Genomic DNA, 24824 nt, shown 5'->3' with positions numbered 1-24824 from the left:
AAGGTAAAACAGGGACAAATAAGACATAATGGCGATTGAAGAAACCGTTGTGAATTTAGATATCCTCGATCTGGCCCATGCAGGCTGGGCGATGAATCTTGTTCAGTCGGCATCCAATCTGTTTACCATTTGTGTGGATGATCGTATCCAGTATATGAACCCCGCAGGATTGAAGTTGTTAGGCATCGATGCAGCCGAAGATGCCATCAATCAGAAGTTTATAAATTTTATTCATAATGATTATAAAGAATATCTCGCCTTTGGGTTAGAGGTCCTTGCTGAAGAAGATGATTTTATCCCGCTTAAGTTAGTGACCCTAAAAGGGGAAGAGTTGGATGCAAAACTTTTAATTCACGAACTCCAGATTAAAGGCAAAGCGGCCTATATTGTCGAAGTTCAGGATATCACGGCCTATAAACGGGCATCTGAAGCGGTGCGAGATCGCGAACACCGGATTAAAAGTATTTTGAATACGGTGAGCGAAGGCATTATTACCTTTGATTCCGAAGGGAAAATCCAAACTTTCAATCCGGCGGCGGAAAAAGTGTTTGGGTGTACGGCGAACGAGATTATCGGGCATCATGTCGTGGAATTGCTTCCCCATGATAAACATGAAAAATTCCGGCGGATTTTTGATCGTAAAGTTGCGCATGGACGGTCCAGTTTGATGGGCAAGCCGATAGAATTCAACGGCTATAACCGTACCAAAGGCAAGTTCCCGATGGAGATTACCATCTCCAGCATGCAAGTCGGGCACGAACGTATTTTTACGGCTGTTTTACGCGATATTACGGAACGTATTCAAACAGTTGAACGCATTCGTCATTTGGCGCACCATGACACGCTCACGGGGTTGCCAAACCGTCATTTGTTTACAGATCGCTTGCATCATGCCATTAAGCTGTCTCATCGTTATGATCGTGCGCTTGTGTTGATGTTCATTGATCTGGATAAATTCAAACCGATTAACGACACATTGGGCCACGAGGCCGGTGATGTGGTTTTAATTGAAGTCGCACAACGTTTTAAAAATATTATTCGGGAGTCCGATACGGTTGCGCGCATCGGCGGGGATGAATTTATTATCTTGCTGGAAGAACTCGATAGCGTTGAAATCGGCCCGGTCGTGGCGCAGAAAGTATTGGATTGTCTGGAAGAACCCATCATGGCTGGTGGGCGGGAATGTACGTTGGGGGCCAGTGTTGGTCTTGCCTGTTATCCCGATGATACGATGGATGCAGAAGAATTGATGCGCTACGCGGATGAAGCCATGTATGCGGTGAAAACCAGTGGTCGCAATGGATATCGTCGATATGATTCCAAATTATCTGTTTTAGGGACGTAGAACTTCTCGTATTTTCAGGCTTTCTTTACGCCTATCTTTTAGGATAGTATCTTTGAAATGGTTGCAGCTTCAGGGTGAGGTCAGGCGTGTTTAAATCAATTAAAATGAATTTTCGTTTTTTTTGCGCCGCAATGCTTTTGAGCATAGCCACCTGCAACGCAACAATGGCATCTGGCGAAAAGTCCTCCTTTTTTGGTTTGCAGATTCAGGGGATGACGCCAGCTATTGCGACTGCCTTGGGGCTGGATGAACCCACGGGGGTGATGGTGCGCGATATTGCGTTTCCGGGGCCGGCCAGTTTATCTGATCTTCGCCGTGGGGATGTGATCGTGGAACTGGATGGAAAGGCCGTTCAATCGGTTGATCAAATTACAGTACGGGTCAAGGCCTTTAAACCGGGGATGACTATTCCTGTGACGGTTTGGCGACGTGGCAAGACGATAGATGTTGATATTAAGCTGGGCGATTTACCGGCAAGCTGGGCGATTACGCGCAACAGTTTTTCAACGATCCCTGCCTTGGGGCTTACTTTTGCGTCTTTGACCGATAAAGTGCAGCAGCGTTTTGATGTGGCATGGAACACGCGAGGGGTTGTTGTCTCCCTCGTTGATAAAGAAAATGCCGCAGGGCTAGACCTGAAAGTCGGGGATGTGGTGGTGCAGGTCAATCAGTCCGATGTCTGGACACCCGCCCATATTGTCAGTTATTTCAAAAAGGCGCAGAAAGAGAAAAAGGAAATGGTGGTTTTGCTGGTTGCGCGCAACAACGGCTACCGTTTTGTTCTATTGCCCGTTCCTGTGTTGAAATAGGCCGCAAACTCATAAGCTTGCGGCTTGTTTGAATACATTATTCGTGCATCATCGGCGGGTCGAGATCGTCGTACCAGTCATTTTCCGGTTTCGGATAACGACCAACCCATCCTTTGAGCATTTCAACATGTTCGCTTTCTTCTTCGGCAAATTCCTGAGCCATAGCGCAAACTTCCGGGTTCCTGCTTTCTTTGGCAATGCCGGCATAGAAATCGCGTGCGCCTTTTTCAACTTTCATGGCCAGTTGCAAAACGTGATAGGGTGTCATTTTGTAATGGGTTTGAAAATGGTCAGCTGCTTCGGGGCTGTCTTTATCTTCCCAGGCAAAATCCCATGGGGCAATATGGGGAATAACCAGATCTTTGGCGCGTTCTTCCATTTCAGCGGCATGTTTGTCAGCATATCCAGCCAAGACGCTAAAAAGTTCAGCGACCTCAGGATTATTGTGTACTTCCATAGCATCTGCAATTTCGCGGTAGCGTTCGCCCGCATCAGTTTCCATAGAGATGGAGTGCGCAAGAAGCTCTTCTACAGTTTTGATATTAAGTGACATGCTTGTCTTCCCCCTACTTCTGTCTTTCTTTTGCAATTGCTTCTTTCAAGCCTTCTGGTGGAATGGCCCCCGGAATGATCTGATCCCCGATAATAAAGGCGGGCGTCCCTGTGATATTCAAACGTTGTGCGATGGCACGTGTAGAAAGGATTTCAGCACTGACGTCATCGCCCTGCATATCGGTTTTCAGGCGCTGAACATCCAGTCCAACGTCTTCTGCAATTTTGATAATTTTATCGGTGTTCAGGCGACCGCGAATAGTCATTAATGCCGTATGCATTTCAAAGTATTTGTCTTGTTTTTGTGCTGCCAATGCGGCACGGGCGGCGACTTCTGATTCCGGGCCAAGGATTGCAAATTCTTTCAAGACATAACGAATGTTTTTATCGCTGTTGATCACTTCCATGACGCCGGGGAAGGCGCGTTTGCAATAACCGCATTGGTAATCGAAAAATTCGATCATCGTCACATCGCCGTCAGGGTTGCCGGCGATGGGCGTTAAGGGACCGTTTTCGATAGAATCACCAAGGGATAATAGTGCGGCTTTTTGCGCTTTTTCTTTTTGTTCTTCCTGACGTTGTTGCAGGACGTTCATGGCTTCCATTAAAATTTCAGGATTGGTCAATAAGGTTTCGCGCACCAGCTTGCGCACTTCGTCTTGTTGAGTGGTCGAAAGTTGATCTGCCGCATTTGCGGGGGAGAAAAGAATAAAGGAAAGGAATAAAACAGTAAAAATGCGTAACATGAATTCGTGAACCTAATATTAGTTTTTCATTTTCCCATCATGGGCCAGTCAGGCACAAGAGGCAAGTAGACTTATCGTGAAAGCGTTATCTTTGAGAAGGTTATTCCGCCGATACCGGGCTGGTTATCGGCCCAAAAACCGACAAAGGTGATAAAGGTATTTCCGGCATTGTCTTGTGGCCAGGCCATTCGATAAATAATTGATAAGTCGGCGGCCTCGAAATACCACTGATTTGTCTGTTCAATGCCACCGCGCTGCACATAATATTTCAGATTGCCCATAGGATAGAGGGTGGCCCGTTTTAACGCCAGATCATCAAACCCGATGGCGAGTAAACGATCATAAGGGGGAAGTTTGTCTTTGTCCCAGACAAACTGTTCTTGCGAAAGGGCGGGGGATTGCGCAACGCCGCCATAAAAACCGATCAGAAGGCGTACCGGATGGCGGGTTCCGTTATGTTCGGATACATTCCAGTACCAAGACAGGTAGGGCGTGACGAGAAGTCGGGTATTTGTATATCGTGCCAGAATATAGTCTTGTTTGAAATTCTGGATATGAAGTCCTTGTTGTCCCTCTTTTTGGGTTTGAAAGATATGACGCACTTGTTTTTTGGGGGAAAAGATCATGTCTTCGTCAAGACCGGACAGTGTCCAGCCGCGTGGTCTGTGGCCTTTATAAAAACGTTCACGACCATCAAGAATGTCAATTCGGCTTCCGGTTCCAATTTTGTAGGGCTGTTCGTCATAAGAGGCCTTTTGTATCATGCACCCATTCAGGATGAAACAAAGGCTCAGAAAACTGAATAAGGAGGGTAAGCGTGTCATTTGTTTTGTTTTTTCAGTAATCTTTCAGAGGTAAGGCGCAAATCTTGCGCTTGAATCCATTCAGGCGAGCCTGTTTTGAATTCTTTTTCTGCCCGTCCTGCTAAAAAGATGGCTTCTTTATAACGGCGCTGAAGATAGGCTTCTTCTGCCAGGGCAAGGGAGCTTTCAGCCATGCGATTGGCACGTCCATAGGCGATACCGAGTTGACGCCATGTAAATGAAGACGTGTTATCCTGTTTGATGGATTGTTCAAGCAGGTCAATGGCATTCGGTAGATACTCATCCTTGCCGGACTCCTGATAGGCGCGCCCTAGTGCGAGCAGGAGCAAGGGGTGTTTAGGCAATAAGGCAACTGATTTTTTATAGGCTTCAATTGCATTTTCAATGTCGCCGTTTTCAAAATAAATTTGGCCTTTAAGTTCATAAAAATAAGGATCTTTCGGGTGTTCTGCGATCAAGCCGTCAATTTCCGCAATGGCTTTTTCATGTTGGTTGTCCTTGTGATAGGCCTGTGCACGGGCATAGCGGGCGGCCAGCGAGGTATTGCTTGTTGGATACAGGCGAAAGGTATGGGTTGGGGATAAAAGATAGGAATCCAGTTTTGCGCGCATGCGTTCATGCAATTCAATAAATTCATCCGAAACCCGTTTGTCACTCAGCGGGGATTTCGCAACATGTTCTGCCAAAAAAGAAATACGTTCTGCCGTAAGGGGGTGGGTGCGGACATAGGGATTTTGTTCGGAAGTTGAGCTTAATTCCGTCTTTTTCAGAATTTCAAAAAATTCCAACAGACCGCGTGTCGATGTTTTGGTTTGGTCCAGATAAGTGACGGCGGCTTGGTCGGCGGAACCTTCCTCGGTTCGGCTGTATTTCAGCAGTGATCGTGTGGCCATATCTTGCCCCCCCATGATAATCGCACTGCCGGCGCCGGGTTGTCCGGCAAGGATAGCTGCACCGCCCAAGATAAAGCCGAGAATGGATTCGGGGGAAGTCTCTTCCATTTTTTGGCGAATACGTGATAAGTGCCCGCCCGCAATGTGCCCGGTCTCGTGTGCGATGACACCAATAACCTGCTCAGGGCTTTTGCTACGTTGTAATAGGCCTGTATGGATGAAAAGTTTTTGTCCATTGGCAACAAAAGCATTGAGTCGACTATCGTTTACCAGATAGATTTCAATGTTGTCGGCGCTGAGGCCGGCGGCCTCGAATATCGGTTTCGCAAACAGAGCAATCGTTCTTTCGATTTCTGCATCGCGCACAAAGGATATGGCGTGCGATTTGGAAACCGGGAATGTCACGCTCCACAGAACGACAAAGAAAAGTAATTTAATGGTTTTTCGCACGCTTTATCACCGTCTAAATCAAAAGGTCTCTATGGAAGCTAGCCTGACAACAGGGTTGCGTCAATTGGCGGCTTGCACTTTGATCGTCTCACTCAGCGCGTGTAGCGCACTGGACACCGCCGAAGACAAAGGAAAAATCGGTTCTGTAAAGGGATATATCGGTGCAGTCGTTGCCGATGAACCGCGCGCGGCTCTTATCGGTCGCGATGTGTTATCTGCCGGGGGGACGGCTGCGGATGCGGTCACGGCGATGTATTTTGCCTCGGCAGTGACCATGCCGTCTTCGGCCAGTCTTGGTGGGGGCGGGGTTTGTGTTGTCCATGATCGTAAAGACAATAAAACCGAAGCCCTTGATTTTTTAAGTAAAGCACCGCAATCGGTTCCTGCCGGGACTGTGCGTCCGGTCGGTGTCCCGATGAACGCGCGCGGGTTTTTCATTTTGCAATCCAAATATGGCGATTTGCGTTGGGCACAGTTGATTTCCCCGGCGGAAAATCTGGCCCGTTTTGGAACGCAGGTGTCAAGGGCGTTGGCGGCAGAACTGCGCCCGGTGGGGGATGCGCTTATCCGTGATGGTGAAGCTGCACGCGTTTTTGCCAAAGAAGACGGAACACCGGTTCACGAAGGCGATTTTATTAAACAATATGACTTGGCTGCAACTCTGACCGAAATTCGAACCAAAGGGCCGGGGGCGTTATATGTGGGCACCTTTGCCAAGCGGTTTTTAGAGTCGGTTAAAAAAGCAGGCGGTTACCTGACAGCCGAAGATTTACGAGATGCGCTTCCTCAGTGGCGTGAAACGGTAAAAGGGCTGCCTTATAATTTCAGCGTTGCCCATTTTGCCCCACCAGCTGCGGCCGGTGGCGTTGTTGGCGCACAAATTTGGTCGATGTTGGTGGAAAACGGGGATTTTGTATCTGCGGATGAAGCAACGCGTGCCCATCTTCTGGCTGAAGCATCCATGCGGGCTTATGGAGAACGTGCAAGATGGGGCAGCCCGGATGGGCGTGCGCGTGAAGACGTCAATGCCCTGTTGACGCAGGATTACATCGAAAACCTGATGCAAGGCATGAGCATGGATCGTCATCAGCCTGCAAACGCACTGTCCAGTCCTCCGCAATTGACACCGGAAGCCCCTTCTGCGCTGAGTTTGGTGGCGGTTGACAGTTTTGGTATGGGGGTTGCCTGTAACGTCAGTATGAACAGCTCGTTTGGTGTTGGACGTATCGCCCCCCAAACAGGGGTTTTGTTGTCGGCTTTACCGGGGCTGAATGGTCGCGGGCCGATGCCTTTGGGGCCGATGTTGATCGTGAATAATAATTCCAACGAAGTTTATTTTGCCGGTGCGGCTTCACGCGGCGTGACGGCACCGACACAGTTGGTCAATATTGCCGCGCGTACATTTATGGCAAAACAAACCATGCAAGAAGCCATGAGCCAACCGCGCACCCATCATGGCGGGGCACCGGATAAGGTCTTTTATGAAAGCAATCTGGACACAAATGTTGTGGGCAAATTGCAGACCTTGGGCTATGAACTTTCCGGTGTTGAAGGTGGGATTGGTATTGTAAATGCAATCGTTTGTCCCGGCGGCCTGCATGCAGAACCGGAAAGCTGTCGTGCCATGAACGATCCGCGCGGATACGGTTTGACAACAGGGGCTGAATAATGGCTTTAAAAATTTCAAAACGCGGCAGTGTTGCCCCCTTTATTGTGATGGACGTAATGCGCGCTGCGAACGAACGGGAAGCACAGGGCGGGGACGTTATTCATCTGGAAGTTGGACAACCCAGCACAAGTGCACCGCGTGGCGTATTGGAAGCCACACAAAAAGCATTAATGTCTGATAAAGTCGGTTATACCGAGGCACTGGGCATTCCGACCTTACGTGAACGCATCGCACAATATTATAAAGAATATTACGGTGTAAGTCTGGATGCGCGCCGCGTTGTTGTGACAACCGGGTCTTCAACCGGTTTTTTACTGGCTTTCTTATCTGCCTTTGAACAAGGGGACAAGGTGGGCTTAACGGCCCCCGGATATCCGGCCTATCGCAATATTTTAAAAGCATTGGGGTTTGAAGCTATTGAAATCCCTGTCGGCCCGGATACCCATTTTCAGCCGACACCACAAATGCTGGATGAGTTAGGCGTGGAACTGGATGGTTTGATTGTAGCAAGTCCAGGAAACCCTACGGGAAGCATGCTGTCACGCGAAGATTTGCAGGGATTGTGCCGCTATTGTGATGCCAAAGGTATCCGGTTTATTTCTGACGAGATTTATCACGGTATTACCTATGATCATCGTGCCGATACGGCCATTGAATTTAGTGAAGATGTTATCCTGATTAACAGTTTTTCAAAATATTTTTCCATGACGGGCTGGCGTTTGGGCTGGATGGTTGTGCCGGACAAGATGGTGCGTGCCATTGAATGTCTGGCACAGAACCTGTTTATATCAGCACCGACTTTATCGCAGTTTGGTGGTGTAGCTGCGTTTGATTGTCGTGCGGAATTGGATGCCAATGTCGCGCATTACGCACGCAACCGGGAAATGTTGTTAAACGAGCTACCTCTGGCCGGTTTTGATAAACTGGCCCCGAGTGATGGCGCATTTTATATTTATGCAGATGTGGCGCACCTGACGAACGATGCACAGGAGTTTTGCAAGACGATTCTGGCAAAGACGGGCGTTGCAACAACGCCCGGCGTCGATTTCGATGGGGCACGTGGGAATCACTTTATGCGTTTTTCATATGCGGGCAGCTTCGAACATATGGTTGAAGCGGCAAAACGCTTGAAGGTGTTCCTTAAGTAACGTTTTTAATAATATGTTTTGAAGAACCGGGTTTATCTGAAAACCAGTCGCAACGGCCCAGCTTGTTTTTGCTAAAGTGTACAGGATGGTTGGCACTGTTAAAGGTGCCATTGAATTTACAGTGTTGGCAATGTTCGCCTTCACCGCATTTGATTGTAACGGGCATGGTCTTTTCATTCCTTTGAATTAAGCATTATATGAAAAAACGTGTTTCTCTGAGCTTTCGTAATATAGCACGGTTTTTACGGAAATAAAGTGTTCAATTGTTACTGAACTATGAACAAATAAAGCCCGAAAGACGGATCTTTCGGGCTTTATTGTTGTCAGGTTAGGGGGGCGTTAGCGGCTCCACCATCCTTTGCGTTTCGGTTTATCGTCAACGATTTCCTGTTGGGAACCATCGCTGTTTTTGACAAGGACACCCGTTGCGGCAATCGCGACAGTTTCAACCTTGTTTTCAACAACCGCTTTGGGTTCGTCTGTCTTTACCGTTTCAGCAGTCTTTGCCTTACGGGCTGTGCGACGTTTGGGTTTTTCCGATGGTGTGTCATCCGATGTTGGGGCATCGGTTTCATTTCCATCCGCTTCAACCTTTTTCTTGCGTGTGGTTGTCGTGCGTCGACGTGTTGTGGTTTTACGCTTTGGCTTTTCTGCATCAACCTCAGCCTCGACTTCACTTGTTGCATCGTCTGACTTAGGCGTTTCAACAGGTGTATCGGCACTTTCGTCAGAAGAGGCTGGTGCGGTTTCCTCGTCTTTCTTTTTACGAGTTGTGCGACGACGTACAGGCTTGCGTTTCGGTTTTTCTTCTTCTGCGTCTACGCTCAAAGCCTCTGCATCGGTGGAGACAACAGCCTCAGTAGCTGTTGAGGCTTCATTATTTGACGGGGACGCTTCCTCAGTTGCTTCGACAACAGAAACATCTGTTGTTTCACGAGGTGTATCGTCATTGCGACGACGGCGCATGCCGCGACGGCGTGGACGACGGCGTGTTCTTTCTTCCTGCGTATCGTCGTTGGATATCGTTTCGGGTTCGCTGTTTTCTGCGTCCTGAACATCTTCGGAAGGACCCGCATCTGAGTCATCTTGTGAAGACTCGTTTTCATCAAAATCAGGATCATCTTCATTGGGACGGCGAGAACGACGACGACCACCGCGTTTACCGCGACGACGACGCTTGCGCGGTTTGTCATCATCGTTTTCGTCATCTGAATCCGTTTCAGCTTCGGTTTCAGCAGTTTCTAAAACCTCTAAATCCTCTGAAATGTCTTCGCTTATCTGGTCTTCATTTTTGCGACGGCGCGGGCGGCGGCGGCGGCGGCGTTTGCGTCCGTCATCTTCCTGTTCCTCGTCATTGCTGTCGAGAACTTCGCCACGGATTTCGTCCAAATGGGTGGAATCTTCCGGGCCGAGTGGGCGAACGCCAGCGTCTTGTGCGCTTTTGGCTTTGATCCGTTCCAGTTTATATTCGGGCGAAACAAGGCTATCGTCGCCCAAAAGCTGTACGGTCATTTGATAACGTTCTTCAATACCCGCTAGTTGGTCGCGTTTTTGGTTGAGAATATAAAGCGCAACCTGTGTCGGTACATGAACGGTGATTTCATCGGAACGCCGACGAATGCCTTCTTCCTCGATAACACGCAGAACATGAAGAACGGTTGATTCAAGGGAACGGCGCACGCCAGTTCCATGGCAGAAATGACAGGTTTCCGTGCTGGTTTCTGTGAAGCTGGGGCGTAAGCGTTGACGCGACAGTTCCAACAGACCAAACGGACTGATACGTCCGATCTGAATGCGGGCGCGGTCATTTTTCATCGCTTCTTTGATGCGGCGTTCGACCTGTGCCTGATTGCGTGAAATCTCCATATCAATGAAATCGACAACAATCAAACCGGCAAGATCGCGCAAACGCAAAGAACGTGCAATTTCGTCAGCAGCTTCCAGGTTGGTTTTTAACGCCGTTTCTTCGATATTGCGTTCTTTTGTGGATCGACCGGAATTGACATCAATGGCGACAAGTGCTTCGGTCGGGTTGATCACAATGTAACCGCCGGAAGGCAATTGAACGATGGCGCTGTGCATTGCATCCAACTGGCCTTCCACCTGATAGCGGTGAAAGAGCGGAATTTGCAATTCATCACGATAGGGTTGAACTTTTTTTGCATGGCTGGGGATCAACATTTTCATGAAGTCCTTGGCTGTGCGATAGCCTTCTTCACCTTCTACAAGGACTTCGTCAATATCGCGGCTGTACATATCGCGGATTGACCGTTTGATCAGGTTGGCTTCTTCATAAATAAGCGAAGGCGCCTGACTTTGCAGGGTTACGTCACGGATATTGGACCAAAGACGCATCAAATATTCAAAATCGCGTTTGATTTCTGCCTTGGAACGTTCTGCACCTGCCGTTCTGACGATAACGGCTGTCCCTTTGGGGATGCTCAGTTCAGATAAAACAGATTTGAGACGTTTGCGGTCTTTGACGTTGGAAATTTTACGCGAAATCCCGCCGCCTTTATCCGTGTTGGGCATCAAGACGCAATAACGACCGGCAAGGGACAGGTAAGTGGTCAAGGCTGCACCTTTATTGCCGCGCTCTTCCTTAACGACCTGTACCAGAATGATCTGGCGTTTTTTAATCACTTCCTGAATTTTATAGCGGCGTTGATTGCGATAATGCGGTCGGATATGTTCGACCTGTTCGCTATCATCTGAACCGGACTCTTCAACCTCTGTTGCGGACGAAGAAGTTGCATCTTCGTTATTATCCTCAATATCGGCTTCAAATTCTTCACGATCCGATACAGGGATTTGATAATAATCCGGATGGATCTCGTTAAAAGCAAGAAATCCGTGACGATTGCCGCCGTATTCAACGAAGGCAGCTTGTAAGCTGGGCTCTACACGGGTGACTTTTGCGAGATATATGTTTCCTTTGAGCTGTTTACGGCTCGCTGATTCAAATTCCAGTTCTTCTAGTCGATTTCCATCGACGACGACCACCCGGGTCTCTTCCGGGTGAGTCGCATCGATTAACATGCGTTTGGTTGCCATTAGGCCTGTAACTCCGATATGCAGAAACCGTTCTTTTCGGGGAGCGCTTCTCAAAGCATGCTGAACCCGCCAATGTATTTCTGCGATAGTCTGTATTGAAATAAATGGTCGAAATGTCGGCGGCGCCCAATGCAGAACATAAAACGGACAGTTCCGTTTTTTGCGTTCTGGTCATGTGGTCTGCTCTTGCCGGCATGAAAACCTCGAAATTAAGTGTATAGTCGCTTTAGCACTTCGTTTCGCGCAAATTGAAAGTTGCGTCAAATCGGCGTGAACATCGGTCTTGCTTAAACCTTGTTCCATTTTTGTGAGGATAATTTATTCCGAAAATGGAGTTTTTACAGACAGGAGTGCTTTTTCACGCGGTCGTTAACATAACGGTAGGAATTTAATTTCACAATGTCTTAATCGCGTCATTTATGATTTTCTTTCTTTTAAGCTTGAATGAATTTTGCATCACCCTCTTGCAGTAAGGGATAAAATTGAGGTAAATCATAGGAGTCGCACTTATATAATCCGTATTTTAGTCTATTGTCGTTGAGCGAAGATGTCGAGCTATCGAACCGTAAAGGGACCATTTTTCAGAACGTTATTGCTCTTTTGCTATCTGTTAGGATTCGCAGATATGGCATTGGGGCAGGATGGTGGCATGCCTGTTGTACAAAGCGTACGTGTCGGTCAACATCCCGATCATACCCGTTTTGTTATGGAGGTCAGCGATAATGTGGGCTTTAAGGTGACAACCTTGGCCGAACCTTACCGGGTTGTTGTTGATTTTCCCGAATTGGGCTGGCAATTGCCCGAAGGGTTCAATCCCCGTATGTACGGGGCGTTAAGCGGTTTTCGCTACGGTCTGTTTAAAACGGGAACATCGCGCATTGTGCTGGATGCAAATGCACCCGTGAAAATCAAGCAAACTTTGATGCTGCCTCCGCGTGGGCAGGTGCGCAACTGGCGTTTCGTCATGGATTTGGTACCAACGGATCATTCATCCTTTATGGCTTTGATGAAGCCTGCGGTTTATCCCGATCAAGTGGCATCTACGCCAACGCCGACAGTTGTTGAAAACCGTGCCCATGTGCAGCAAGCGCGGGTGCCTGCAATTTTACCACCATCCAAGCCTGCCAAGAAAAGCAAACATGTGGTGGTTATTGATGCCGGGCATGGCGGCGTGGATCCCGGTGCACGGGGCGTAAGCGGGGCATATGAAAAACACATCACGTTGGCGATTGCGCGCCAGTTACGCGATGTTTTGCAACAAACAGGACGATACAAGGTGGTGTTGACCCGCGACCGTGATGTTTTTATTCCTTTGCGTGAACGAACCGCGATTGCGCGTCGGGCCGGGGCTGATTTGTTTTTATCATTACATGCCGATACGCTTCGCGATAAATCGGTTCGCGGGGCATCGGTTTACACCCTGTCTGAGCGGGCCTCGTCCAAAGAAGCGCAAGCCTTGGCTGAACGCGAAAACAAGGCGGATTTAATTGCCGGGGTGGACCTGTCCTCCACAACGGATGATTTAAGCTTTATTTTGCTGGATATGGCACAACGTGATACGAAAAACCAATCTTCGCGCTTTGCAGAAACCTTGGTGAAAGATATTTCCTTGTCCGGTCATGTCTTGCGGAATCCGCATCGTTTTGCAGGATTTGCCGTCTTGAAAGCACCGGATGTCCCGGCTGTTTTGATCGAACTTGGATTCTTGTCAAACAAGCATGATGAACGGGCATTGCGGTCCAAAAAACATCGTGCCAAATTGGCGGAGGCGATTAAAACGTCAATCAATCGGTATTTTAACCGGGTTGAAGAAGCCAATCGTTTATAAAATTCAAGACATTTAGTCCCGAGCGGTTATACTGCCGTCCTTTCATCGTTGGATTGTTTGGTTAAGACTTGTGAAAATATTAAAAATCATCACTGGATTATTGGCGGTTTGTCTGTTTTTTGCCCTTTTGGGTGCAGGGGCCGTTTTGTATGGTTTTTACCATTTTGGCAAAGGCTTGCCCGATTATACCCAGCTTAAGGATTACGAACCGCCGGTGATGACCCGTGTGCATGCCGGTGATGGTCAGTTGATGGCGGAATATGCCATTGAAAACCGTGTTTTTGTCCCGATCAAAGCCATTCCGTTGCGGGTGTCTCGTGCGTTTTTAGCGGCAGAAGACAAAAATTTTTATGACCATATCGGTATTGATCCGATGGGGGTGGCGCGCGCGATTGTCACCAACCTGCGCAATGTCGGGTCCGGGCGTAGACTGGTCGGGGCATCCACCATTACCCAGCAGGTTGCGAAAAACTTTTTGCTGACAAATGAAGTATCATATGTGCGCAAAATCAAGGAAGCCATCCTTGCCTTGCGTATCGAAAAAGCACTGAGTAAAGACCGCATTCTTGAACTGTACCTCAACGAAATTTATCTGGGATATGGATCTTACGGGGTGGCGGCTGCGGCGTTGAACTATTTCAACAAGTCGTTAGGCGATTTGTCGATTGAAGAAATTGCCTATCTGGCCGCCTTACCCAAAGCACCCAATAACTACCATCCCATTCGTAAAACCCAAAAGGCCATTGAACGACGCAATTGGGTGATTGAACGTATGGCGATTGAAGGTTTGATTAGTCAAGCCGAGGCTGAACAAGCCAAAAAACAACCGTTAAAAGTAGCATCGCGTTCTGAAACAGAATTTGTCAATGCACCTTACTTTGCGGAGGAAGTCCGCCGTGAACTGGTGGACATGTACGGGGAAGACAAACTTTATAAAGGCGGGTTGTCCGTACATACGACATTGGACCCCGATCTTCAGAATGTCGCCCAACGTGTTTTACAGGACGGTCTAGAAACCTATGATAGACGGCATGGTTGGCGCGGTCCGGTAACCCGGGTGGAAAATATCTTGTCATGGGAACAGCAGTTATCCGATTTGGCAGCGCCCAAAGGGGCACCTGCGGACTGGCAACTGGGTGTTGTGTTGAAAGTCGATGAAAACAGTGCAGATGTCGGCTTTGTTGGCGGCAATCAGGGAACGGTTCCTTTAGAAGAAATGAAATGGGCGCGCCCGTGGATTGAGGGGCAGAAGCTTGGCCCACGGGTTTCTCGTGCCTCCGATGTTCTTAAACTGGGTGATGTCGTCTGGGTTAAACCTGTTTTTGCGCAAAAAGAGGGCGAAGAAAAACACATTCAGCATTATGCGTTGCGCCAAATCCCCGGTGTGCAGGGCGGCATTGTCGCAATGGACCCGCATACGGGGCGTGTGCTGGCAATGGTCGGGGGCTATTCATATGAACGTAGCCAGTTTAACCGTGCAACCCAAGCCAACCGCCAACCCGGTTCCGCCTTTAAACCGTTTGTCTATCTGGCAGCCTTGGATGAAGGTTACACGCCATCCACGCTTATTCTGGATGCGCCGTTTGTTCTGGATCAAGGGCCGGGGCAGCCGAAATGGCGCCCTGATAACTACAGTAATAAATTTTATGGTCCGTCAACCATGCGTCTGGGCGTTGAAAAGTCACGAAACCTGATGACGGTGCGTCTTGCGCAGACATTGGGCATGGAAAAAGTTGCAGAATATGCCAAACGTTTCGACATTACCCCCAACTTACAAGAAACATTATCAATGGCGCTAGGGGCCGGGGAAACAAAACTGATCAATCTGGCGGCGGCTTACGGGATGCTGGTAAACGGTGGCAAGCGCATCATGCCGACCCTGATTGACCGCATTCAAAATCGGGACGGGATTACGGTTTTCAAACATGATACGCGCGATTGTACCTATTGTATGGCGATGCAATGGCAAGGTGACGAAGCCGTCCCGCAAATTATTGATAACCGTGAAAGTGTGACATCACCGGAAAGTGCTTATCAGATCGTGTCTATTCTGGAAGGCGTGGTCAAGCGCGGTACCGGGCGGCGTGTCGCCGCCGTGGGTAAACCGCTTGCTGGTAAAACCGGGACGACCAACCAGGAACGCGACAGTTGGTTCATGGGCTTTAGCCCCGACCTTGTCGCGGGTGTATTTGTTGGCTTTGACACCCCCATTCCTTTGGGTAAACGCGAAACCGGTTCCAGTGTCGCTGCACCGATTTTCCGTGATTTTATGAAGGAAGCTTTGGCGGACAAGCCTGCAACACCGTTTCGTATCCCGGATGGGGTACGGATGATCCGTGTCAATGCGCGTACCGGACAGGATGCGAAAATTGGCGATCAAAATGTTATTTGGGAAGCCTTTAAACAAGGGACATCGCCCAGCCAAAGCAACAGCGTTTTGGAAGGGCAAAGTGATGAAATTATCACGCCGGGCGATGTGGACACAGGCGGTGGTCTATATTGACCGCAAGCCTATTACAGTTTAAATAGCGTCCCATCAGATTATTCTTTTCTTTAGGAAAATATCCATGCGTGCCGAAGTCGAAACTCAGGTCGAAAAAATCCGCAAATCTCTTACCTTGTTGCGCAAGCATCTGGATTACGACAATGCTGTGCGACGACTGGAAGAACTGAATGCGTTGAGCGAAGATCCCAACCTTTGGAACGATCCGCAAAAAGCACAAGAACTGATGAAGGAACGCACACGTCTTGAAAATGGCATCAAGGCGTTGGAAGAGTCCGAACAGGAACTTGCCGATAATATCGAATTGATCGAAATGGGCGAGATGGAAGATGATGCCGATACGGTAAAAGAGGCAGAGCAGGCCTTGACCGTCTTGCAGGAACGCGCCGCCAAAGAAGAGATCGAAACCCTGTTGTCCGGTGAGGCCGATGCCAACAACTGTTTCCTTGAGATCAATTCCGGTGCAGGCGGGACGGAAGCGTGTGATTGGGCAAATATCATGTTGCGCATGTACACCCGCTGGGCGGACCAACATGGATGCAAGGTTGAATATATCGAAGAAACACCGGGGGAAGAAGCCGGTATTAAATCGACAACCATCAAAATTTCCGGTCATAATGCCTATGGCTGGTTAAAAACCGAAAGTGGCGTTCACCGTTTGGTGCGCATTTCACCGTTTGACAGTTCCGCACGCCGACATACAAGTTTTTCATCTGTCTGGGTCTATCCCGAAGTTGATGATAATATCGAGATTGAAATCGAAGAAAAAGACCTGCGCATTGATACCTACCGTGCCTCTGGCGCCGGGGGGCAGCACGTTAACAAAACAGACTCAGCCATTCGTATTACACATATTCCGACCGGGATTGTGGTGCAGTGTCAAAATGACCGTTCGCAACATAAAAACCGGGCAGCGGCTTATAAAATGCTGCGTGCCCGCCTATATGAAGCTGAACTGCAAAAACGTGAGGCTGAAAGTCAGGCTGAACATGATGCAAAAACGGATATCGGTTGGGGCCATCAGATCCGGTCTTATGTCCTGCAACCCTATCAGATGATCAAGGATTTGCGCACGGGCGTGGAAACCTCCAATTCCCAAGCTGTTCTGGATGGGGATCTTGATCAATTTATGGCGGCGGCCCTTGCCAGCCGGATTAAAGGATCGGATGACGAGTAAGTGACATGACAAAATCAAAGGCACAGATATTTTACGATCTTCACCATAAAGGCGTGCCTTTTATTTTGCCAAACGCGTGGGATGCCGGCAGTGCGAAAATGATTGTACGCGCTGGCTTTCCAGCAGTTGCGACGACCAGTGCGGGCATTGCCTTTTCCCACGGCTTGCCGGATGGCAACAACCTTGATCCTGAATTAATGTTTGCGGCTGTTGAACGCATTGTGCGCGCTGTCGATGTCCCTGTTACAATGGACATGGAAACGGGATATGGCGATATCACAAAAACCGTTAATCGGATTATCGAAATCGGGGCCGTTGGTGCGAATTTGGAAGATGCCGGAGGTGGGGCGGTTGATGATTTATTTCCAATTGATGAGGCGGTTCAAGCCGTAAAAACTGCGAAAGAGGCTATTGGGGATCGGGTCTTTGTTTTAAACGCACGCTGCGATACCTATTTGACAGGGCAACCTGATGCGCTGGATCAAGCCGTTTTACGTGGTCGGGCTTATGCAGAGGCTGGCGCGGACTGCGTCTTTATCCCCGGTGTGGTGGACCATGAAGAAATACGCACTTTAGTCCGCGAGATCAAGGCCCCCATCAATATTCTGGGCGGTGTCTCTGCAAGCCCTTTGTCTTTAAAGGATTATAGCGATCTCGGCGTAAACCGTATCACAACAGGCGGATCCTTAATGCGCGCAACCTACGCACACCTGAATCGCACCCTTGCGCAGTTGCACGACGAAGGCTCGTTCACTTACGCCTGCGATGCGATCCCGGATGCGACGATTAACGACTGGATGAGCTAAAATAAATTCAGGATCGAGACTGATTTGAAAGACATATATTAAGAGTCCTTTCGAACTCTTCAACTTATTTACAGAATTATGCGCATGATGTATGCTCATTCTAGATGTTGGAGGATCAGATGCCCGGAACACAGACACTTAAAAAACCGACGAATTTATCACTGGATAAATCGTTATTGGCGGAAGCAAAGGCGCTGAAAATCAATTTATCAAATGCGGCCGAGGCGGGTTTGCGTCAGGCTGTTGCCCGTGCGAAAAGCGAGTGTTGGAAAGCTGAAAATGCGGCGGCCCTTGAAAGCTCCAATGATTGGGCTGAGACACAAGGGCTTCCTCTTGAAAAGTACCGACAGTTCTGATGGCAAAGTACAACGTGTACCCGAACCCAAGCGGCGCCGGTTATTTGTTAGACGTTCAGGCTGATTTGCTTGATGGTCTGATACCAAAATGTACCTGCTAATTTCTGGGGAGATTATCTTTCTTTAGGGCCTGTTGACAATTATCTCCCCGCAATGATGGCGGCAGCCAGAAACCAATTGGCTTTATAGCTTTCATCGGTTTTGTCATAGCGGGTGGCTATCCCTCTGAATTCCTTAATCTTTGCAAAGAAATTTTCGACGAGATGCCGCCACTTATAGGTTTCTTTGTCAAAAGAAATTTTAGTTTTTCTATTTACCTTGGGAGGAATGACAACGCTTGCTCCACGTTTATCAAGTTCTTCTCGCAACCAATCAGCGTCAAAGGCTTTGTCGGCCAGAAATGCTTCAAACTCCAGCCCTTCGATCAAAGGGGGAACGCCCACGATATCGTGGCGTTGACCGGGGAGCAGAATAAAACTGACCAAGTCGCCCAAGGCATCGACCAACGCCAATATTTTAGTGGTCAATCCGCCTTTTCAACGCCCAATGGCCTGATTTTGAGTCCCCCTTTTGCCCCGCTGGCCTTCTGATGAACGCTAACGATTGTGCCGTCAACCATGACATATTCAAAGTCTTGATCGGAGGAGAGTCTATCGAAAATTCGATCAAATATTCCACGTTCTGCCCAACGGCGAAATCGTTTGAACACGCTGTTCCAGTTGCCAAAATCATCAGGCAGATCACGCCAAGGCGTTCCTGTGCGAACACGCCAGAGCACAGCTTCTAAAAACAGGCGATTGTCTTTGCCTGTAACGCCACAGTCACTTGATTTTCCAGAGAGAACAGGTTCAATCTGTTCCCAAATATGGTCACTAATGACAAAACGATCCGTATTCATTCTAAAAATCCCAAAAGGACTCTTGAATCATAAATTGGAACGTTTGGGAATCCCTTAATTGTCAACAGGCCCTAGTGCACAATTTAATTAGGTGGCTGATCTCGAAATCTGAAGACGGTTGAATCATAACCGGTTGATATCACTCATCTACTTTTTAAACGGGCTCTAAGCGCTAGAACTATCGATCAAGTATTGTAGTGTCGCAGTTAGTTCTTTTTCCATCTGTTCTAGGCTTGCGCTTGCTAGATCAAAGTAATATTCGTACAGGGTGACTTGGTATTCACTGCCAACCGCCCCTAACTTAACGAGGCTATCACCATTGTATGAGGTCTTTTTAGGCAATATTAATACTGCCAATTTTGCATTATAACTTAATGCATGGGATATCACCTGATATCGGTCAGCCTCTTTCGTTGACAGTTTGTATTTTGCATCTGCAATTAATGAATATTTATCCCCTGTTTTTAGAATTATATCCGGCTTTGCATCACCTTTTCCGTGGCTTGGCGGATTGAAAAATTTCTTTCGTCCTTCGTTATTACCATCCAATATGGAAACATCTTCATTCAATAAATTTCGGTTATTTCTAATTGAATTTAGAAGGTATTTTTCAAAAATAACCGACATATCCAAAGTGAATGAATTTAGGGTCAAATCCCCTTTCAATTCGTCAAAATTAACGCCAATACGGTTGATGATAAGCCGACAAATTTCACAAATATTAACGTAATATTCCCTAAGGACTGGAACTTTACCATTCTTTATGGCTTCAAGTGCAAGTTCTAAATCGCTTTCAGGCTCTACCAATGGGATATTGTCAAACAACGAATATGCATGGATTAGGTTTCTTTTAAGAAAAGTATCCTGAGGATCAACAGAACTCAGCTCATTCAGGCAGTAATGCAGTGTGAACTTTATTAATCGGTTGAAAGGGTTGTTTGGTGTAAACTCAAAGAAATCGATCGAGGCTTTATTAAAATGCCCATGGGACCAGAAGTTCTTTATTGAAGAATTTAGGTTTATCCGACCTTTTACATTAGAGGTATTGTCAGACATCCTCTGATAATTTTTAAAAATCCCCTCGACTTCAAGCGTCTTAAGTTCATTTACCAAGCACTCTGCAAGAAAATCGAAAATTACTGGGCTATAATTTGCCTGTTCAGCATATTTTCTCGAAAAAAAACTTAAGGTGTTAAAGTTATCTTCTGCAATGCTAACAATTCTGGTCAGGTTGGATATTGAAAACTTCGGCTTTATCTCAATAGCTAAATCAGTATTGATTGGAATTAAACCAATAAACCCGCCAGCAACCAGAGTAAGACTGTCTTTACGTGGTTTATAGTCAATACTGAAATATTTTTTAACATCAGGCAGGATGTTGAATTTGCCACCTTCTTTAACAACCTCAGAAACGGGTAAGTTAATCTCGCTACGTTCTTCTGCCTGTTTTATTCTCATATAATCTGTTCTTTAGCATCTTCACTGAGAATACTTAAGTATGCATCTTTGACTTCGGTAAATGCATCCCCTTGAAAACGAAACATTTTCTCAAATAAGAATTTCAATTTGTGATTCCACAATAAAATGAAATCTTCTTCCTCGCTCATACTCTTAAAATAAGTATGACCAAAGCCATGGGGAGACAAGCGGTTTGCTACATTAAAAAATTTTACAACCTTTTCAATATACTCATTCGCAAGCCCTGCTGTCTGTAACAGGTCTGTCAATAATGGAACTTTCGGTGCCAGTTCAATTACATGAAAACGTCTCTCCATTGCAGCATCAAGGTCTGCAACTGATTTATCATAAGGGTTCATTGTTGCAAGAATAACTATATTCTGCGGAATAGATATCATCTGTTCGGAATAGGGAAGTCGAAATTCCAATTCACGATAATCTGGTTCGATATAGGTCAACAGCTCACCAAAAATTCGACTAGGATCGCCTCGACTGAATTCATCGATAACTAAAATGTACAGATTATCTTTATCTTTTCTAGCTTTAGTACACAGGTTTAAAAATACTTTGTCCTTGGGTTTAAAAAGTGCTCCGCCACCTGTGACGTTGGTGTCGTTAGACACAAGTCCTTCAATAAAATCCTCATAAGAATAGGCTGGATGGAACTGAACCCGCTCAATCCTGCTTTCATCACCTTCAACAATTTTGATAGCAATTTTTAACGCATACCAAGTCTTACTCGTGCCCGGGGGACCAGAAAACAATATCCCTTTAGACCCTCGGCTAAGTAAATTCTGCACAGTGATAAATACAGAGTCTTCATCAGGTAAATCATCAATTAGAATGCGAGGGTCGAAATTTACTTCTTTTTGCTTCTCATCGACATTCATTAAATCAGAAAAATCTGGTTTTTCTTCGGCTATCAAATCCTCTGAAAAATCATTGAGAAACGCCTCAATAACTCCTACCTCAGGCAATATCGCCTGAGCAATATCATCACTATAGCGGTGCTCAATAACATTTCTGATAAGGCTTTCAAGCCTGAGAGGTAAATCTGGCGTTTCATCAATATCCAGATACTCATTACGGACAAGCCATACACATAATTCAGTCCGAATTGCGCCAATCCCATATTTCTCCAGACTTTCTTTAAAACCATCATAAACAGAAACTTTTTCTTGCTGCAAATACAATAAATGCCCATATCTGCCGGGATAGAAAATATCTTGGTTGCGACTTTGAGCCAGTCTTGTTGTGAAGAAATTACTACCAACTTTATAGTCATAGCCAGCTTGAAAATCTGCATTGAAATCATTTGTGTAATGGCCGCTTTCATTTATTGATACAACCTTACCAACGCATTCAATAAATCTCTTTCTCAGTTCGGCGCCCTGTCCTCCGACTGATAGATCAAGCTGATCTGTACTTTCTTGCTTTAACAACTCGCTCGTAGCAAGTAAATGCCTCAGAGCGCTAATTTTTTCCTGCCGTGACTTACCTGTTGATGGGTCAATCTTTCCCAAACCGGAAAAGGCATACTTAATTAAATTACTAGATAAATACATAAGATTATTTATGCCGTTTTATATAAAAATTTTCTGTTTATGAATCGGCTGATTTACATTCAATTCAGTGCTTTCAACCTTTCGTCGAGTCAGTGTACTAATTTGTGTTTTAAATAGATAGTGTTTAAGTTGTTCAGCTATTTGTTTTGCCATATGAGGCGGTACAGCATTACCAATTTGCTGATATTTGGATTTAATACTGCGCCCTAAAAATTCAAATTGATCCGGAAAAGTCTGAAATCTTGCAATTTCTCGAACGGAGTAAATCCGGTCTTCTGTTGGGTGCCACACCCCAGCATTTTCGGGCTTGAACGCTGCAGTAATTGTACCTTGTATTTCACTACGCGCATATCGTCGGAAGAAATTTGGGTAATGATATTTCGCCATATTGTCACGAATTTTCTTCCACCGATCAGGCAGAACATCATATTCCAAATCTTTCCATGACCCACCCTCTGGAATCATAGAACCATAATAAATTGCCTGTGGGTTCAAACGCATCAGTTCATTCTGATTTAGCATTTTTTTACTAACGCCTTTAAGGGTCGCTTGAATAGACAGGTCTTTATCTTCCGTTACTTCTGGGAAAATATGATCAATATAATTTTTGTTTTTAACCGCAATGATAATTAACCGTATACGGTTCTGAGGTACCCCAAAATGGCTAAAATTCAGCAACCGGTATGCAACATGGTATCCGTATTTATTGGTAAGTGTATCAACGATCTCGTCTATGAGCTTACCGTTTTGAGTTTTTGTACTCAAAAGGCCTCTCACGTTTTCGAAAACCACGACCTTTGGGTCTAGATTTTCAATAAACTTAAATGTCTGTTGATACAAAACCCCTCTAGGGTCATTTGTACCTTTGCGGGAACCAGCATTAGAAAACGGCTGGCACGGAAAGCCAGCAACCAGAACATCAAGGTTTTTTACATTGGGGATCTCTAATTTTGTAACATCACCGGGGATTATCTTACCAATATTATGGCTATAGGTTTCACATGCATCCTCATCCAGATCGTTTGCCCAGACAATATCGTAACCAGCTTGTTTAAAGCCCAAATCCATGCCACCACAACCTGAAAACATACTGACAACTTTTAACTTTTTGCTTCCCTCAGATGTCATTGCTTCGACCCCATATGCAACTAATTTAGAATATTTTCTTTAATTCGATTAAATGTAACAGATTACAGAGTTTTGTTCATACTCAATTCGTAGAAACACTAACGATCAGTCATTTACTACGATAATCCACAATCGACTACAATTATTAACATAATAACAGAGGTTCTATCTTTGTTCTATCAATTTTACATTCACCATTCAGCAATTCTGGGCCAATTCCAGGGTAAGTTGCGAAATTAAATTACGTTTTTGCCGCTATTAGACAATGGTTACCGAATGGTTGAATGTTTCTGAGGTCATCAGGAACTGCTCTTTATGGATAAAAAAACGGCGGACCTTTTGGTGTGTGTCCGCCGTTTTTAGTCTATCTCATGCAACTGCTGTCAGAATTAAGTGATCTGGAAGCGGCGCAGGCAATCGGCGATATCGTCGCCGAAATGTTTTCCTTTGCGCACCAGCCCGACAGAATGGGGCAGGGTTTTCAAGCTGGGTAATCGCTCGTTATTCCGGTTTCATTTCACAGCTGGTTTAAAAATAACAAGGTAAAAAGGTAAAAATGTATAAATGTTTTATTAGCCATAATAATAGTAAGGGTATATTGTTCTCTGTCATAATATTGTAATTAACAGGAGATGGGCATATGAAAAAAATTCTGGGACTCGGATTGGGCATTTGTATTGTAGGAAGCTCAATGGTTGCATTTGCAAATGACGAAATATCTTCCATTGTTAGGGGTGGATTGCTTTATGATAAATGGTACAAAGTCATTAACGCAGAAAAGCCAACAGACACGCATCCGGCATGGCCAGTATCGAACACTAAAAAGAAGGGGGATGCAACTCAGCGATGTAAGGCTTGTCATGGTTGGGATATGATGGGTAAAGATGGTGCCTATGCAAGCGGCTCTTACAAAACGGGGATTAAGGGCTTGCGTCAAATGGAAGGTGTCGCCCCCCAAGAAATTGCCGCCATTATCAAAGATCAAACACACGCCTATGAAGGCAAAATGTCTGAACAAGATATTCTGGATTTGGCTTTGTTTGTATCCAAAGGGCAAGTCGACATGGATATGTTGATTGAGCGCAGCACTAAAAAAGCAAAGGGTGATGCGGCACAAGGTTCAACCTATTACAATACCATGTGTGTGAACTGCCACGGAAAAGACGGTAGCCAGCCTAAAGAAATGCCGCTTCTTGGAATGTTGGCTAATGATAATCCTTGGGAAATTTTGCATAAAATCCTGAATGGACAACCTGCGGAGCGTATGCCAGCACTGAGAGCTTTGGATCATCAGGTGTCAGCAGATGTTTTGTCTTATCTGCAAACTCTACCAGTAAAATAATACCAAAATGTAGCTGTCTTGACTCTTGGGGGATTCCCAAAAGCTTTAAAATATGATTCAACATAGGAAACGAACAGGAGTTTTCTATGAGTGCCCCAATTCCCTTACGACCTGACTTTAATGCAGATGATTTACGCCAATGTGCTAAACAAAGTAAAAATGCAGATCAAACCCGCCGGTTATTGTGTTTGGCGGCCATTTACGATGGTTGTTCTCGTAAAGATGCCGCCGGTCTTGGCGGAGTGACAGTTCAAATTGTCCGAGATTGGGTCA

20 protein-coding genes and 2 pseudogenes are annotated in these 24824 nt (G+C 46.3%); 12 read left to right on the top strand and 10 right to left on the bottom strand.

All coding sequences use genetic code 11. The features are described 5' to 3' along the window. Nucleotides 1-28 precede the first annotated feature (28 nt). Nucleotides 29-1345 carry a sensor domain-containing diguanylate cyclase gene (locus IEW74_RS14120; protein ID WP_188666344.1) on the top strand — a complete coding sequence of 439 codons (1317 nt, stop codon included), beginning with the start codon at nt 29-31 and terminating at the stop codon, nt 1343-1345. 212 nt (nt 1346-1557) lie between these two features. Then, entirely contained in the window at nt 1558-2154 is a 597-nt protein-coding gene (locus IEW74_RS14115; RefSeq protein WP_188666342.1) for a PDZ domain-containing protein, read from the top strand. Between the two features lie 37 nt (nt 2155-2191). Here IEW74_RS14115 and IEW74_RS14110 read toward each other — a convergent pair whose 3' ends face one another. The 4 genes from IEW74_RS14110 to IEW74_RS14095 form a co-directional block, all read right to left on the bottom strand. Continuing rightward, nucleotides 2192-2707: a ferritin-like domain-containing protein gene (locus IEW74_RS14110; protein ID WP_188666340.1), complete on the bottom strand. Its 516-nt coding sequence runs from the start codon at nt 2705-2707 to the stop codon at nt 2192-2194. A 13-nt stretch (nt 2708-2720) separates the two neighbouring features. After that, nucleotides 2721-3452, bottom strand: coding sequence for a DsbA family protein (locus tag IEW74_RS14105; protein ID WP_188666323.1), 732 nt, complete (start codon nt 3450-3452; stop codon nt 2721-2723). Between the two features lie 71 nt (nt 3453-3523). After that, complete coding sequence (locus tag IEW74_RS14100) at nt 3524-4216, bottom strand: hypothetical protein (RefSeq protein WP_188666322.1); 693 nt, start codon at nt 4214-4216, stop codon at nt 3524-3526. 56 nt (nt 4217-4272) lie between these two features. Beyond that, complete coding sequence (locus IEW74_RS14095; protein ID WP_188666321.1) at nt 4273-5619, bottom strand: M48 family metalloprotease; 1347 nt, start codon at nt 5617-5619, stop codon at nt 4273-4275. Here IEW74_RS14095 and IEW74_RS14090 point away from each other — a divergent pair. After that, nucleotides 5606-7288: a gamma-glutamyltransferase gene (locus tag IEW74_RS14090; RefSeq protein WP_188666320.1), complete on the top strand. Its 1683-nt coding sequence runs from the start codon at nt 5606-5608 to the stop codon at nt 7286-7288. The genes IEW74_RS14095 and IEW74_RS14090 overlap by 14 nt on opposite strands. Further along, complete coding sequence (locus tag IEW74_RS14085; RefSeq protein ID WP_188666319.1) at nt 7288-8436, top strand: pyridoxal phosphate-dependent aminotransferase; 1149 nt, start codon at nt 7288-7290, stop codon at nt 8434-8436. The genes IEW74_RS14090 and IEW74_RS14085 overlap by 1 nt, the downstream gene beginning before the upstream one ends. Here the strand turns inward: IEW74_RS14085 and IEW74_RS14080 are convergent. Together IEW74_RS14080 and IEW74_RS14075 are read right to left on the bottom strand one after the other, a co-directional pair. Continuing rightward, entirely contained in the window at nt 8429-8602 is a 174-nt protein-coding gene (locus IEW74_RS14080) for a hypothetical protein (RefSeq protein ID WP_188666317.1), read from the bottom strand. The two genes, IEW74_RS14085 and IEW74_RS14080, sit on opposite strands and share 8 nt — an antisense overlap. Before the next feature lie 173 nt (nt 8603-8775). Continuing rightward, nucleotides 8776-11490, bottom strand: a complete 2715-nt coding sequence (locus tag IEW74_RS14075) for an Rne/Rng family ribonuclease (protein ID WP_188666316.1) — start codon at nt 11488-11490, stop codon at nt 8776-8778. A gap of 625 nt (nt 11491-12115) precedes the next feature. Between IEW74_RS14075 and IEW74_RS14070 the strand changes: the two genes are divergently transcribed. The 5 genes from IEW74_RS14070 (at nt 12116) to IEW74_RS14050 (ending at nt 18160) form a co-directional block, all read left to right on the top strand. Next, on the top strand, nt 12116-13318 hold the full coding sequence (locus tag IEW74_RS14070; RefSeq protein WP_188666315.1) for an N-acetylmuramoyl-L-alanine amidase: 1203 nt from the start codon (nt 12116-12118) through the stop codon (nt 13316-13318). 76 nt (nt 13319-13394) lie between these two features. Further along, nucleotides 13395-15821, top strand: a complete 2427-nt coding sequence (locus IEW74_RS14065; RefSeq protein WP_188666376.1) for a penicillin-binding protein 1A — start codon at nt 13395-13397, stop codon at nt 15819-15821. Between the two features lie 64 nt (nt 15822-15885). Next, nucleotides 15886-16998, top strand: coding sequence for a peptide chain release factor 2 (gene prfB / locus IEW74_RS14060; RefSeq protein ID WP_188666314.1), 1113 nt, complete (start codon nt 15886-15888; stop codon nt 16996-16998). Between the two features lie 5 nt (nt 16999-17003). Further along, complete coding sequence (locus IEW74_RS14055) at nt 17004-17804, top strand: isocitrate lyase/PEP mutase family protein (protein ID WP_188666313.1); 801 nt, start codon at nt 17004-17006, stop codon at nt 17802-17804. A 119-nt stretch (nt 17805-17923) separates the two neighbouring features. Further along, nucleotides 17924-18160, top strand: coding sequence for a type II toxin-antitoxin system CcdA family antitoxin (locus IEW74_RS14050; protein WP_188666312.1), 237 nt, complete (start codon nt 17924-17926; stop codon nt 18158-18160). A 140-nt stretch (nt 18161-18300) separates the two neighbouring features. On the opposite strand, the pseudogene IEW74_RS14045 reads toward IEW74_RS14050, so the two are convergent. From IEW74_RS14045 to IEW74_RS14030, 4 genes and pseudogenes are all read right to left on the bottom strand, one after another. Further along, nucleotides 18301-19058 (bottom strand): annotated as a pseudogene (locus IEW74_RS14045) (IS5 family transposase). A gap of 165 nt (nt 19059-19223) precedes the next feature. After that, nucleotides 19224-20516 (bottom strand): McrC family protein, encoded by a 1293-nt coding sequence (locus IEW74_RS14040; RefSeq protein WP_188666311.1) that lies wholly within the window; start codon nt 20514-20516, stop codon nt 19224-19226. Beyond that, nucleotides 20513-22081 (bottom strand): McrB family protein, encoded by a 1569-nt coding sequence (locus tag IEW74_RS14035; RefSeq protein WP_188666309.1) that lies wholly within the window; start codon nt 22079-22081, stop codon nt 20513-20515. Before IEW74_RS14035 ends, IEW74_RS14040 begins: the two co-directional genes overlap by 4 nt. An 18-nt stretch (nt 22082-22099) precedes the next feature. Next, nucleotides 22100-23209 carry a DNA cytosine methyltransferase gene (locus IEW74_RS14030; protein WP_188666307.1) on the bottom strand — a complete coding sequence of 370 codons (1110 nt, stop codon included), beginning with the start codon at nt 23207-23209 and terminating at the stop codon, nt 22100-22102. Nucleotides 23210-23580: 371 nt separating this feature from the next. Here IEW74_RS14030 and IEW74_RS17520 point away from each other — a divergent pair, with 371 nt between their 5' ends. From IEW74_RS17520 to IEW74_RS14020, 3 genes and pseudogenes are all read left to right on the top strand, one after another. Continuing rightward, on the top strand, nt 23581-23703 hold the full coding sequence (locus IEW74_RS17520; protein WP_268233812.1) for a hypothetical protein: 123 nt from the start codon (nt 23581-23583) through the stop codon (nt 23701-23703). Nucleotides 23704-23849: 146 nt separating this feature from the next. Next, nucleotides 23850-24551 (top strand): c-type cytochrome, encoded by a 702-nt coding sequence (locus tag IEW74_RS14025; protein ID WP_188666305.1) that lies wholly within the window; start codon nt 23850-23852, stop codon nt 24549-24551. 86 nt (nt 24552-24637) lie between these two features. Next, nucleotides 24638-24824, top strand: a pseudogene (locus IEW74_RS14020) (IS630 family transposase); the annotation flags it as partial.

This window comes from Terasakiella brassicae, assembly GCF_014641495.1.
Taxonomy (GTDB): domain Bacteria; phylum Pseudomonadota; class Alphaproteobacteria; order Rhodospirillales; family Terasakiellaceae; genus Terasakiella; species Terasakiella brassicae.
Note: the sequence above shows the minus strand (reverse complement) of the source record. Positions and strands in the feature narration are given on the sequence as shown.